The sequence below is a fragment of the Stenotrophomonas sp. genome (assembly GCF_032066555.1).
Taxonomy (GTDB): domain Bacteria; phylum Pseudomonadota; class Gammaproteobacteria; order Xanthomonadales; family Xanthomonadaceae; genus Stenotrophomonas.
The window spans coordinates 346,492-359,787 of sequence record NZ_DAMBKV010000003.1; the positions used below are offsets into that span (position 1 = coordinate 346,492).

General features: G+C 65.1%; 13 protein-coding genes. 8 read left to right on the forward strand and 5 right to left on the reverse strand.

Going from position 1 to position 13,296, the window contains the following annotated elements:
• The first annotated feature begins 40 nt into the window (after positions 1-40).
• Positions 41-1,183 carry a nitrilase-related carbon-nitrogen hydrolase gene (locus RT131_RS06540; protein ID WP_313171318.1) on the forward strand — a complete coding sequence of 381 codons (1,143 nt, stop codon included), beginning with the start codon at positions 41-43 and terminating at the stop codon, positions 1,181-1,183.
• 185 nt (positions 1,184-1,368) lie between these two features.
• On the forward strand, positions 1,369-1,947 hold the full coding sequence (locus tag RT131_RS06545) for an isoprenylcysteine carboxylmethyltransferase family protein (RefSeq protein WP_313171320.1): 579 nt from the start codon (positions 1,369-1,371) through the stop codon (positions 1,945-1,947).
• Between the two features lie 4 nt (positions 1,948-1,951).
• Here RT131_RS06545 and RT131_RS06550 read toward each other — a convergent pair whose 3' ends face one another.
• Complete coding sequence (locus tag RT131_RS06550) at positions 1,952-2,701, reverse strand: hypothetical protein (RefSeq protein ID WP_312916869.1); 750 nt, start codon at positions 2,699-2,701, stop codon at positions 1,952-1,954.
• Positions 2,702-2,842: 141 nt separating this feature from the next.
• Between RT131_RS06550 and RT131_RS06555 the strand changes: the two genes are divergently transcribed.
• The 5 genes from RT131_RS06555 (at position 2,843) to RT131_RS06575 (ending at position 7,174) form a co-directional block, all read left to right on the forward strand.
• On the forward strand, positions 2,843-4,219 hold the full coding sequence (locus RT131_RS06555) for an amino acid permease (RefSeq protein ID WP_313171321.1): 1,377 nt from the start codon (positions 2,843-2,845) through the stop codon (positions 4,217-4,219).
• A 93-nt stretch (positions 4,220-4,312) separates the two neighbouring features.
• Complete coding sequence (locus tag RT131_RS06560; RefSeq protein WP_313171322.1) at positions 4,313-4,897, forward strand: YdeI/OmpD-associated family protein; 585 nt, start codon at positions 4,313-4,315, stop codon at positions 4,895-4,897.
• Positions 4,898-4,960: 63 nt separating this feature from the next.
• Entirely contained in the window at positions 4,961-5,227 is a 267-nt protein-coding gene (locus RT131_RS06565) for a hypothetical protein (RefSeq protein ID WP_313171323.1), read from the forward strand.
• A 252-nt stretch (positions 5,228-5,479) separates the two neighbouring features.
• Entirely contained in the window at positions 5,480-6,661 is a 1,182-nt protein-coding gene (hmpA, locus tag RT131_RS06570) for an NO-inducible flavohemoprotein (protein ID WP_313171324.1), read from the forward strand.
• 132 nt (positions 6,662-6,793) lie between these two features.
• Positions 6,794-7,174, forward strand: a complete 381-nt coding sequence (locus RT131_RS06575) for a DUF1761 domain-containing protein (protein WP_313171325.1) — start codon at positions 6,794-6,796, stop codon at positions 7,172-7,174.
• An 803-nt stretch (positions 7,175-7,977) separates the two neighbouring features.
• Here RT131_RS06575 and RT131_RS06580 read toward each other — a convergent pair.
• From RT131_RS06580 to aroE, 4 genes are all read right to left on the reverse strand, one after another.
• Positions 7,978-8,406 (reverse strand): hypothetical protein, encoded by a 429-nt coding sequence (locus RT131_RS06580; protein WP_313171326.1) that lies wholly within the window; start codon positions 8,404-8,406, stop codon positions 7,978-7,980.
• 313 nt (positions 8,407-8,719) lie between these two features.
• Positions 8,720-10,819, reverse strand: coding sequence for an ATP-dependent DNA helicase DinG (gene dinG / locus RT131_RS06585; RefSeq protein WP_313171327.1), 2,100 nt, complete (start codon positions 10,817-10,819; stop codon positions 8,720-8,722).
• 74 nt (positions 10,820-10,893) lie between these two features.
• Positions 10,894-11,250, reverse strand: coding sequence for a hypothetical protein (locus tag RT131_RS06590; RefSeq protein ID WP_313171328.1), 357 nt, complete (start codon positions 11,248-11,250; stop codon positions 10,894-10,896).
• Positions 11,251-11,258: 8 nt separating this feature from the next.
• Positions 11,259-12,107, reverse strand: a complete 849-nt coding sequence (gene aroE / locus RT131_RS06595; protein ID WP_313171329.1) for a shikimate dehydrogenase — start codon at positions 12,105-12,107, stop codon at positions 11,259-11,261.
• 52 nt (positions 12,108-12,159) lie between these two features.
• Here aroE and RT131_RS06600 point away from each other — a divergent pair, with 52 nt between their 5' ends.
• Positions 12,160-13,038: a TolB-like protein gene (locus RT131_RS06600; protein WP_313171330.1), complete on the forward strand. Its 879-nt coding sequence runs from the start codon at positions 12,160-12,162 to the stop codon at positions 13,036-13,038.
• The last annotated feature ends 258 nt before the right edge of the window (positions 13,039-13,296 follow it).

Consider the following 13,296-nt stretch of genomic DNA (forward strand, 5'->3'; position numbering starts at 1 on the left):
CAACCAATATGATCCAGGCTATCAACCACCGAGGTACCCAATGAGCAACACCCGCAGACATTTCCTGGGCAGTGCCGCCGGCCTGGCCGCACTGGGCGCAGTCGGCCCGTCCCTGCTGGGTGCCTCGGCACCGGCACAAGCCGCCATGGGCAAGGGCCCGGATGCGCTCAACGAACGCACCGATGGCACCTACGCCACGGTTGAACTGGCCAAGCCCGCCTGGACCCTGGGCCTGGTGCAGTCGCGCGTGCACAGCTTCGATGCCAAGGAATGGAAGGCCGGCACCAAGCGCAACCTGGCGCATATGCTCGAGCTCATCGACAAGGCGCACTACCACGCCAAGCCCGACCTGCTGCAGTTCCACGAATTCCCGCTCACCGGCTGGCGCAAGTGGAACCGCAATGAAATCCTCAAGTTCGCCATCACCATCCCCGGCGAAGAAACCGAAGCCATCGCCGCCAAGGCACGCCAGTACGGCACCTGGATCGTGTTCGGCGCCTATGCCACCGACCCGGATTGGCCGGGCCATGTGCTGTCCATCACCACGATCATGAACGACAAGGGCGAGATCGTGGACAAGCACTGGAAGGCACGCAACCTCAAGGGCGCCTTCCCGGACTTCGAACTGTTCACCACCACGACGTACGACGTGCTCGACCGCTACGTGGAAATGTATGGCCGCGATGCCGTCGTGCCGGTCACCCGCACGCCACTCGGCAATATCTGCACCAGCTCCACCCAGCGTGAGCCTGAACTGTTCCGGGCGATGGCGTTCAAGGGCGCCGAAGTGTTCCTGCGTACCGCCTCCGGCGGCTTCTCGGACATGGATATCGCCGCCTGCGCGATGTACAACGGCGTCTACTCCTCCATCGTCAACAACTCGATCTCGCCGGACAACGGTCCCTATTTCGACGACCCGGGCTCAGGCGGCACCGCGCTGTACGACCCCACCGGCAAGGCCATCGCCGAAGCGCAGAGCAAGGAAGAAACCCTGGTGCTGGGCCGCGTGCCGATCGCCGAACTGCGTGCGCGCAAGCGCCAACCTGTCGTGCACATGGACCTGTTCCGCGACGTCTACGACACCTACCAGAACGCCTATCCGCCGAACCTGTGGTCGGAGTACCTGCCCACCTCGCTGGAAGACGCCGCCCGCTACATCCGCGGCAAGTCGCGCTGGAAGTAAGTTGAACCGACAACGGCGCCGTAAGGCGCCGTTGCTTCATTCGGCGCCACCACTGATTTCAGCCGATCGAACCAAAGCGGCTTCATACCGCAGCGCGCGGTTCGGCCCACAGCCACTCCAGCTCACAAGCAGCTGACACGGCACGGATCAAACTGAGCGTCGGTTCCGCGATGACGGAGTTGTTAATGCCAACCGTCTTCCATCTCGGCCTGCTGCTGTGCTGGGCCGTGGTGCTTGGCTATTGGGCCATCACCGCACTGCGCGCCAAACCGGTGAGCCGCAACGAGTCGCGTGCGCGGCAGTTCCTGGCGTACTGGCTGCCGTTGCTCATCGCGGTACTGCTGCTCGGTCCGGGCCAATGGTTCGGCCACAGCTGGCTGCGTGAGCAGTTCGTACCGCACGCCTTGCCGATCTACACCTTGGGCCTGCTGCTGTGTATGGCAGGTGCCGCACTCGCGCTGTGGTCGCGCTGGCAGCTGGGCCGCAACTGGAGCGGCAATGTGCAGATCAAGCAGGCACACGAGCTGATCAGCAGCGGGCCGTATGCACATGTGCGCAACCCCATCTACAGCGGCTTCCTGCTGATGTTCAGCGGCACCGCGTTGATGGTTGGCGATTGGCGCGGGGTGATCGCCGTGGCAATCGTGTTCGCCTCGTTCTGGGTCAAACTGCGGCAGGAAGAGCGCTTCCTCGCAGCCCACTTCGGGCCCGCCTACAGTGCCTATGCGGCACGCACCAAACGCCTGATTCCCGGTCTGCTGTAAGGCCTCAGGCGCCGCGCTCCGGGTCATCCTCACTACCGCGTCCTGCGCCGTAACCCAGTCCGGCGCCCATGCCCATGCCGGCACCCATCCCGCCCATGCCACCGCCGGCACCGCCGCCTTTGCCACCACCCGCGGCGTCCTTGTCGGCGCCTTTGCCCGCACCCTTGTTGCCGCTACCGCTGCCCGCCGGCCGCAGCGGCCCTTGGCGGGGAATGGCGACGGCAGCCGGTATCACCTCCAGGTCCAGCACGCTGCGGACGAAGTCGCGCAGTGACACCACCAGCTCGGCGGTATGGATCGGCCGGCCCTCGACCATATCGGTGGCAGCGCGCGCGGCCAGCCGCACCTGCTCCTCGGTGCCCAGCAGGATCACGTCCGACAGCGCCGCCTCCACCGCATCGCGGATGCGCCGCGCCCGCTCACCCGCCTCGCCTGGATCCGGGCTTGGCAACAGCAGGGCACCGTCGGCGGTCGTAGCGGTCTGTCCCTGCGCCAGTTCGGCGGCACGTCGGCGCAGATCGCGCAGGTGGCTGGGGTCAACGCTGAGATCACCTGTAAAGGAACCGCCCAAGGTCTTGTAGGCCGCAATCAGGGTCTTCAGCCGTTCGTTGATCTGGCGATTGGCGGCTTCGCGCTTCTGCTGCACCGCCTGCATCACCAGCAAGCGGATGCCGACGCCGATCAGGGTGATGATCGCCAGACCCACCAGCGTCGACAGCAGGCCCTGCCAGGAACTGAAATCCAGACCACGCATCCGCGCACCCGTTGCTGCAGGCGCACATGCGCGCCGGGACCTTCATCGTACCGGCAGCATGCCAATCCCCACCAACGGCACAGCCACTGCAGTGGGCGGACGCGGTATCGTGTCGCCCTCTTCTTGTCCTAGAACCCGCCGATGCCCAGCACGTCTCCCGCCCCGGCCACCGCCCCTTCGCAGAAACTGGAACGCGCGCTCAAGCCGCGCCAGCTGATCATGATGGGGCTGGGCAGCGCCATCGGTGCCGGCCTGTTCCTGGGCTCGGGCGTGGGCATCCAGGCCGCGGGCCCGGCGGTACTGATCTCCTACCTGGTGGCCGGCACCCTGGTCATCATCATGATGCACGCCATGGGCGAGATGGCCGCCGCACGGCCCGCCAGCGGCGCATTCTCGGTCTACGCCGCCGATGCCCTGGGTGCCACTGCCGGCGCCACCGTCGGCTGGTTGTGGTGGGCGCAGCTGGTGGTGGTGATCGCCGCCGAATCCGTCGGCGCGGCCGGTCTGCTCAGTACGGTCTGGCCGCAATTGTCGGTACCGCTGACCTCGCTGGCATTCATGGTGGTGTTCACTGCCATCAACCTGCTGGGCGTGCGCAATTACGGCGAGTTCGAGTTCTGGTTCGCCATCCTCAAGGTCGGCGCCATCATCGCCTTCATCCTGATCGGCATCGCGTTGCTGCTGGGCCTGCTCCCGAACGTGCCTTCGCCCGGTCTGGCCAACATCACCGGCCATGACGGTTTCATGCCCAAGGGCCTGGCCGGCATCGGCGCGGCGCTGCTGGTGGTGATCTTCGCCTTTGGCGGCACCGAGATCGTGGCCGTGGCCGCGGCCGAAACCCAGGACCCGGAACGCAGCCTGGCCCGTGCCATCCGTACCGTGGCCTGGCGCATCCTGGTGTTCTACATCGGCTCGATCGGCGTGATCATCGCCGTGGTGCCGTGGAACAGCCCCACCCTCAAATCGCCGTTCGCCGCCGTGCTGCAGGTCGCCAACATCCCCGGCGCGGCCACTGCCATCACCTTGATCGCGGTGATCGCCCTGCTGTCGGCGCTGAACGCCAACCTGTACGGCGCCTCGCGGATGATCTATTCGCTGGCTGAACGGGGCGAGGCCCCGCGCTGGCTGGGCCTGACCAATACCCGCCAGGTGCCGGTGCTGGCGGTGTTGGCCAGTGTGCTGTTCGGCTTTGCCGCCACCGTGCTGGAACTGGTGTTCCCGGACAAGGTGCTGCCGGTGCTGCTCAACGTGGTCGGCTCCACCTGCCTGCTGGTGTGGACCATCACCCTGGTCTCGCAGCTGATCCTGCGCCGTCGCGCCGAGCGCCTGGGTACGCCGCTGCCGTTCCGCATGGCCGGCTTCCCCTACCTGACGGTGCTGGCGCTGGCAATCCTGGGGCTGATCTTCGCGCTGCTGCTGAGCACCCCGGAGACCCGCCTGCAGTTCCTCTCGATGGCCGCCTTCACCGCTTTCATTGCGCTGTGCAGCGGCCTGGCAAGGAAGACCCGCCGCGCCTGACCATGCCAAATCAGCTGGCATTACAGCCCATCGCCACGATGGGCTTGTTTTAACGGGAAACTAACGGCAGGCTGCGCCCATCCGAGGCCAGTCATGCCGATCACAGACCCCCGCGTAGATACCTACATCGCCGATGCCGCCGCTTTCGCGCAGCCGATCCTGCGCGAGATCCGCCAGCGCGTGCACAACGGCTGCACCGCGGTGGAAGAGGCCATCAAATGGGGCATGCCGGCCTTCCTGTACAACGGCAAGCTGCTCTGTGGCATGGCGGCATTCAAGGCGCACGCCACGCTGGGGTTCTGGCAGCGCGAGGCGGGTAGCGGCGATGACACGGCGATGGGCCAGTACGGCCGCCTGCAGTCGCTCCGCGACCTGCCCGGCAAGCGCGAGTTCACCCGCCAGCTACATGCCGCCATGCAACGTATCGATGCTGGCGTAACCCGCCCGCGGGCAACCCCACGAGCGCCCCTGCCAATGCCTCCGGCTTTTGCCGAGGCGCTGGCCGGTGCGATGGCCGCCAAGGCACAGTTTGACGGTTTCAGCCCTGGCTACCAACGCGACTATCTGGAATGGATAGGCGAGGCCAAACGCGAAAGTACCCGCCAGCGGCGTATCGCCCAGGCCATTGAGTGGTTGTCCGACGGCAAGCGACGCCATTGGAAACATGAGACACATTGACGTGGGACGCGCCAACGATTCCACTTCCCCCAAATATCCCCCAATCAGCCCTGTTGCTACGCCATGATCGACCTAGAAAGCCTCATCCAGCGCTCCATCGACCCTGCATCCGTCAGGCTGGAAGGTACCCTGACAAATCCGCCGTCGTTCGGCGTGTATGCCATCGAGAACATCGATGACGGCAGCACCCATTACCGCTTCGGCAATCATCCGGTGCGCATGCACGAACTGGAGGACAAGTTCGGCAGCGCCGAGCTGGAGTACCTGTTCCTCAGCCGCGAAGACGCCGCTGCGATGACTTCGGCCCTGAACCGCCCCGAAGCGGACTGAACAAGCCGAGATAGCGCCGAGCCATGCTCGGCCGAGGCATTGCCGTGTAGTGCCGAGCCATGCTCGGCAGGGCCGTTGCCGGTGAATCCTCTTGCCGAGCATGGCTCGGCACTACATTTCGTTGCACCGGTGAAGCCTCTTGCCGCGCATGGCTCGGCACTACAATCGTGCGGGTTCTTGATATTAGTCATCGAGAAAGCAGGCCCGCTGCGCGGAACATGGAACTACCCCCGAAGCCGGATAGTTCGCACCATGCTCAGCCCCACCCAACGCGACCTGATCAAAGCCACCGTCCCCTTGCTGGAGACTGGCGGCGAAGCGCTGACCAAGCATTTCTATGGCCGGATGCTGAGCCAGAGCGACGTCGCGCGCCCGCTGTTCAACCCCTCGCACCAGAGCAGCGGCGACCAGCCGCGTGCGCTGGCCAACTCGGTGCTGATGTATGCCAAGCACATCGATCGCCTGGAAGCGCTGGGTCCGCTGGTGGGTCAGATCGTCAACAAGCACGTTGCCCTGCAGATCCTGCCGGAGCACTACCCGATCGTCGGCCACCACCTGTTGGCCTCGATCCGCGAAGTACTGGGCCCGGACGTGGCCACCGACGAGATCATCGACGCCTGGGGCGCGGCCTACCAGATGTTGGCCGACCTGCTGATCGGCGCCGAAGAAGAAGTCTACGCCGCCAATGAGAAGGCCCCCGGCGGCTGGCGCGGTGCGCGTACTTTCCGGGTTGCCGAGAAGGTGCCAGAGAGCGCGGAAATCACCTCTTTCCACCTGGTACCGGTTGATGGCGGCGCGGTGGTGGATTTCAAGCCCGGCCAGTACATCGGCATGAAGCTGGAACTCGACGGTGAGGAAACCCGCCGCAACTATTCACTGTCGCGTGCAGCCAATGGCGTCGGCTACCGCATCAGCGTCAAGCGCGAAGGCAACGGCAAGGTGTCCAACCATCTGCACGACAAGGTACAGGTCGGCGACACGCTGGAGTTGTTCGCCCCCGCAGGCGATTTCACCCTGGTTGCCGGCGAGCGCCCGATCGCCCTGATCAGCGGAGGCGTCGGCATCACCCCGACCCTGCCGATGCTGGAGCAGGCACTGGCCAGCGGCCGCCAGGTGCATTTCATCCATTGCGCACGCAATGGCCAGGTGCATGCGTTCCGCGAGTTCATCGCCGACCAGCAGAAACAGCACCCGCAGCTGCACAGCTACACCTGCTACAGCGAAGCCCTGCCGGGCGACGCCGCCGATGCCGACGGCTTCCTCAGCCGCGAACTGCTGGAGCAGTGGCTGCCGGCCGAGCGCGATCTGGACGCCTACTTCCTCGGGCCGAAGCCGTTCATGGCGCAGGTTAAGAAGCTGCTGCGCGAAGTCGGCGTACCGGAAGCGCAGAGCCGTTACGAGTTCTTCGGCCCGGCCGCTGCGCTGGAAGCCTGAGCGGCGCAGCCGCAAACGTGTGCGAGGTAGGAGGCCGGCGGGGAGACCCGCCGGTCTTCTTTGTTGTGGCGGCTACGCAAGCGCGGGCGGCAGCGCTAGGATGCGGCATCGCTCACTGCCCGGGGGAAATGCATGAACGTCTATGCCGTAGTGTTGGCCGCTGTATCGAGTTTCCTGCTGGGCGGCTTGTGGTACTCCCCCGTCCTGTTCGGCCGCGCCTGGAACCGCGAGAACGGTGGTGAAGTCCCGCAAGGGCATCCGGGCAAGGTGTTCGGCGTGGCCTTCGTGTTCTCGCTGCTGGCAGCGTTCGCCTTCGCCTGGTTTGTCGGTCCGCAGCCTGAGCTGCGCAAGGCCCTGCTATGCGGGCTGGTGGCCGGCTTCGGGATGGTCGCGGCCAGCTTCGGCATCAACTATCAATTTGCCCAGCGCAGCGGAAAGTTGTGGACGATTGATGGTGGTTACCACACCGTACAGTTCGTGCTGTTCGGCCTGATCCTCGGCCTGTGGCACTAAGCCAGCACCAACAGCCGCTACTGTTGCCGCTGCTGTTGCTGTTGCTGTTGCTGTTGCTCTAGCCCCCTCCCTTTGCCGCAGGCAAGGGGAGGCTGGGGAGGGGTAGCCTTCGCCTTTGCAGTTGCCTCTGCAGTTGCCTTTGCCTTTGCAGTTGCCTCCGCCTTTGCTCTACCGGGCCCCTTCCGCAGCGACGGAGCTGACGGACAAGACCCCGCATGGGGCGACGTGCAGGACGCACGTCGTTTTTCGACGATACAAGGATGTATCGTCGAAAAATCCCGGCAGCGGAGTGGACCTGGAGCGCGTCGCGCGGAAGGCGCGTAGGCAGGGTGTGCTTTCTTTGGGCCACCTTTCTTTGCACAAGCAAAGAAAGGTGCGCTCGCGCGCCGAAGGCGGGCGAAAGCTCTGCACTTGCTTTGGCTTTAGCTTTGGCTTTGGCAGCAACAGCTGAAGCCAGGGCTTTCTCTCCCCTTCGGGGAGCGAGTTACTTTTCTTTGCTTGTGCAAAGAAAGATAACCAAAAGAAACACACCCTGCCTCCGCGCCCACGCCGCTACGCGACGCGGGTCCACTCCGCCAGCGGGATTTTTCGACACGACATCCCTGTCGTGGCGAAAAACGACGTGCATCCATGCACGTCGCCCTTCGGGTTCTTCCCACTGGCTCCGTCGCTGCGGAAGGGGCCCGGTAAATCAAAGGCAGGAACAAGAGCAACGGCTAGAACAACCGCAACTGCAAAAGCTACCCCTCCCCAGCCCTCCCCTCCGCTTTGCGCAAGGGAGGGAGCGAAGCAGCGAAGCGGTGTTACGCCAGGTTTGCGCGTAGCCAGCGCATCACTGTTTCAACTACACCCAGCTTTTGCGGCACGTCCAAAGCAATTGCACGCGCAAAACCATCGGCGTTTCGAATGAACGTCTGGCGCGCGATACGCTGCGCCTGCTGCACCGTCGACTGCTGCCTGCGCAACTGCACGATCTGCACCGACGGCCGGCCCGGCGGCGCGAACTTCTGGTAGCGGCGCAGCTCGTCGGCAACCAGACCCACGTCGTTGTCTGCCTTGAGCTGACTCTCACCGGCCAACAACAGCTGTTCCAGCGCCGAACCTGCGACAGTCAGTACATCGCCATCGGCGATGAACATCGCGTGCGTCCCCAACAGCGCCAGTGCGCCATCGCGGTGCTGCAGTCGCTGCAGCTGCTGTGTCCACGGGAAAGTTGCGGGAGGGGTAGCCATGGCAGCCTGGAATAGTGGGAGGTGGCGAACTTTACGAGGTGGAACGGGGATGTTCCAGCGAAGAGTTTTCTCCCCTCTTTCCCCTTTCCCCTCTCCCCAACCCCTCTCCCGCAAGGGGAGAGGGGCTAGGATCCTGCACATTGAAGCATCGCTTGAAAGTGCAGCTTTGCTTCAAGCCCCTCTCCCCTTGCGGGGTGAAAGGGGCCTGCTGACGAACCGAAGGTTCGTGGCACCTCGAACGACCTTGCGCTCGCGCAAGGGCTGGGGCGCGGAGCGGGGGTTGGGGAGAGGGGTTGGAGGCAAGCCTCCTACCTCACCCAATCACCCGCTTGAACGGCGGCAGGGAATCAATGATGCGCTTGCCATACCGGCGCGTCAGCAGACGCGAATCCAGGATGATCACCCGCCCGGTATCGGTGGAGGTGCGGATCAAACGACCCGAAAACTGGGTCAAGGTACGCAACGCATGCGGGATCGCGATCAGGTTGAACGAGTTCAAGCCGCGGCTCTCGAACCACTCGCTCAAGGTCGAGGTCTGCGGATCGGTAGGCACCGCGAACGGCACCTGGGTGATAACCACCGTGGTGCAGGCCTCGCCCGGCAGGTCGAGGCCCTCGCCAAACGAGTTCAGGCCAAACAACACCGAGCCCTCGCCCCCCGCCGTGCGCTTGATGTGCTCGTCGATCATCTTCTGCTTGGCACCGTCGCCCTGCACCAGGATCTTCTTGCGCAGCGAGGCCGGCATCAGCTCGGCCACCTTCTCCATCTTCCAGCGCGAGGTGAACAACACCATGCTGCCCTTGTCCCAATCCAGCTCGGCCACCAGGTACTTGGCCACTTCCTTGGGATGGCGCTCGCGGTCATCCGGCGTCACCGGGAACTGCGGCACGATCAGCTCGGCCTGGTTGGGCAGGTCGAACGGCGAGGCCAGCGACACCATCTCCGCTTCCTCGGGAATGCCGTTGTCGATCGCCAATGACTGGAAATCACCGCCGCCGGTCAGCGTCGCCGAGGTCATCACCACCGAGTCCACTTCGTCCCACAGCAGCTTGCGCAGCACCATCGCCGCCGATACCGGCGAGCAGTGCAGGATGTAGTCACCATCGCGTGACATGGTCACCCAGCGCGCGATCGGCGGCTGGCCCTCCTTGTCCTCGCGGCGCCAGCCGGCCCACAGGTTGTATTGCTGCTCGACCATTTCCTGGGCCATGCCCAGGTTGCGCTGCAGGCGTTCGACCGCCGGATCATCCTGCTTGCCCTTGGCCACCGCCGAAGCCGCCGCCGTTGCCCAGTTGAGCAGGGTGCGGGTTTCATCGGCCAGTACTTCGATCGGCTGGCGCCAGGATTCGGGCAGGCGGCCATTGGCAGCGCGCCACATCGGCTCGCGCTCATCGGGCTGCGGAATCCAGACGTTGCCGATCTCGTCGCGGAACGCCTTCAGCAACTTGCTCACCCGCGAGGCCACATCGATGGCTTCGTTCGGCAGCAGGTTGCCGATCTTGTCCTTGTCCACCGCGCGGTAGGCGCCGGCAATCAGTATCTGCAGGCGGCCGGTGCGCTTGGCCATGTCGTCCAGCGGCAGGTTGGCCGCGCCCTGGTCGATGGCGACGTTGCCGATATGGTGGCCTTCGTCCAGCACCAGCAGCATGTCGCCCGGCGGCGCGATCAGCGGCTGGCCACTGTCGCTGTCGCCCAAGGACAGCGCCGACAACAGCAGCGCATGGTTGGTGACGATGATCTGCGCGTCGCGCACTTCGGTACGCGCACGCAGCACCGGGCATTGCGCCGAATACGCGCAGCGGCGGCCGGCGCAGGCCGAGGCCGGCGTGGTGATGCGCATGCGCAATGTGGGGGTGACATTCTCCGGCGCATTGTCCAGGTCGCCGTTCCAGCGGCCTTCGATGAAGGCCTTGGTCAGCTTCTCGGCAACGTCCATTTCAATCGGTGCCAGTGGCCGGTCGTAGAGCTGCACGTCGTCGCCGAACATGCCCTCCTGCACGCCCTCGCCCTGCGCTTCGGCCGCATTGCGGGTGCACAGGTAGCGGGTGCGGCCCTTGGCCAGCGCCACGGTGGCCTGCAGGCCGGTGGACTTGAGGAAGTTGGGGATATCGCGCTCGACCAGCTGCGACTGCAGGGCCACGGTGCCGGTGCTGATCACCAGCTTCTTCTTGCTGGCCAGCGCGATCGGCACGCCGGCAGTGAGATAGCCCAGGCTCTTGCCGACGCCGGTGGGCGCTTCCACCACACCGACGCCGCCGGTGCCCAACGCGCGCGACACCACGCCGATCATCTGGCTCTGCGAGCGACGCGTACTGAACCCCGGGGTGTTCGCCTGCAGTTTGGCGTAGGCGTCACGGATGCCGGTTTTCAGGTCTTCGGTCAGCGTCCGTGGTGCTTCTACTTTTTCCGTCACGCCAATCTGCCAGCAGCTCAATCAAGGCAGGCATTTTCCCATACCCGCCCGCATTCACCGAATGCGTTGCGGGCTCAGGCTTTGCCCGGAGCCTGCGGCCGCCGCAGGGCTTGCACCACTGCCCAGGCCAGCATGATGTAGCCCGCCGCTTCCAGCAGCGACAAGCCGATATGGCCGATGCTGAGCAGCGTATTCATCGCACCGATGCCGGAATAATTGCCGCTGGCAATGAGCACCAGCGGAATTGCCGTCAGCCCGCCGCCTATCAAGGTGACAGCCAGCAACAGGGACAATGCCCCCAAGGCCACGCTGCGCACCTTGCCACGCGGGCTGTCGAGCAGCATCACCACGGCAACGCCCAGGGCAATCATGATCGGCAGTCGGTAGCCGATGGAAACCAGCAAGGTGCTCAGCAATTCAGTAGCGTCCATGTCCTGCCTCAGTCCGCGGTGACCAACAGCGCATCACGACCACGCAGTTCGGCGTAGATCGCATCGGTTTCCGGGCGCATGCCATGCCACTGCTGGAAGCTCTCGGCGGCCTGTTCGACCAGCATGCCCAGTCCATCGAAGCTGTTGCGGCACCCCGCCGCCCGCGCCCAGGCCAGGAACGGAATCGAGGCCTCGCCGTAATTCAGGTCCACCGCCGTGGTCATGCTGTTGACCAGCGACAGCGGCAGGTTGAAGCCGCTGCCCTCGCCGCGTGCGGCCGAGGTTGCATTGATGATCAGTTCGAAGTCGCCCTGCTCGCGCAGCGCGTCCCAGTACGCGGAGATGGCACGGCCGGGTTCGCTCATCGCATCGACCAGCGCATCGGCGCGTTCGGGCGAGCGGTTGACCACGATCAGTTCGAGGATGCCGGCATCCAGCAAGGCCGGCGCCACACCACGTGCGGCGCCACCGGCGCCCAGCAGCAGTACCCGGCGGCCGCGCAGGTCAAGGCCGTGACGGCCGGTGAGATCACGCACCAGGCCGATGCCGTCGGTATTGTCGCCATGCCAACGATCCCCCTTGCGCAGCAGCGTATTGACCGCCCCGGCGCGGTGCGCGCGCGAGGTGGTGGTGGCACATAGCGCGAAGGCGGCTTCCTTGTGAGGCAGGGTCACGTTGGCACCCACGCCGCCATCGGCGGCAAAGGCTTCCAGTGCAGCGGCGAAATCTTCCGGCGAGGCTTCGATGGCGCGGTAATCCACCTCGATGCCATGTGCCTTGCCGAACGCGGACTGGATGCGCGGCGACTGCGAATGGGCGATGGGCTGGCCGAAAACTGCGTAGCGTGGAGCGCTCATTGTGATCCTCTGCATGACCTAGACTGGACGCGACCCTGCTGGCTGGACCCCTATGCGGACCCGACGTTTACTGCTCGCGCTGACCCTGAGTTTACCCTTTAGCCCCGTTGCCTCGGCGCTTTCCGAGTTCGGCATCGAAGGCATGGGGGTAGTTTCCACCCGCGCCGATGAAATCCGCGCAACGCTGTCAGCGGACGGGCAACGCATCATCTGGGCCAGCAACCGCGAGGGCGGTGCCGGCGGCTGGGACCTGTGGCAGGCGACGCTGCAGGACAAGCGCTGGATGGAGCCGCAGCCGCTGGCCGTGAACAGTGCCGCTGATGAGGTCGATCCTTTCCTCAGCACCGATGGCCGCTGGCTGTACTTCGCCTCCAACCGCAAAGGCGGCCACGGCGGCTTTGATCTTTACCGGGCTGCCGTCGCCGCCGATGGCAGCCTGGGCCGACCGCAGAACCTGGGACCTGCCGTGAACGGCAGGCAGGACGAACGCTCCCCTGCACTGGCCGACGATGGCCGGCTGTTGTTCTCCAGCAATCGGGGTGGTGGCAGCGGTGGCTGGGACCTGTGGCGTGCAGCGGCAGCCGGTGAGGGTTTTGCCGCACCTGTTGCCTTGGCCGGCATCAACACCGCTGCCGACGAGCTGGACGCGAGCTGGCTGGGTGGCGGCCGCGGCCTGGTGTTTGCCCGCGCCAACGCGTCAGGCGGCGGGCAGCTGTGGCTATCGCAGTGTCGGCAGGGGCAATGGGGTGAGGCGACGCTGCTGGGACTGTCGTTCAACAGCGCTGACGGCGACACACGCGGCGCGGCGATTGATGCCAACAAGCCCGGCGAACTGGTGGTCAGCGGCAAGGCGCGTTCGCCCAAGGCCGGCGGCATGGATCTTTACCGGATGAAGGCGCCGCTGGTTGATGGGGATGATTCTTGTCGCTGAGGTTTTACCGGCGGGGCAAGAGCAAAAGCTCACCCCTCCCCAACCCTCCCCTTCGCTACGCGAAAGGGAGGGGGCAGAAGCAACCCCTCCCCAACCCTCCCCTTGGCCTGCGGCCAAAGGGAGGGAGACAAGCGGCAGTACGGCAATTTGCCAGCTCGCATGATCAGCCCCCTCCCTTTGGCCGCAGGCCAAGGGGAGGGTTGGGGAGGGGTGCTTCTGCTCTAGAGCTTTTAGCGCTTGACGCCAGCCAACACCGCA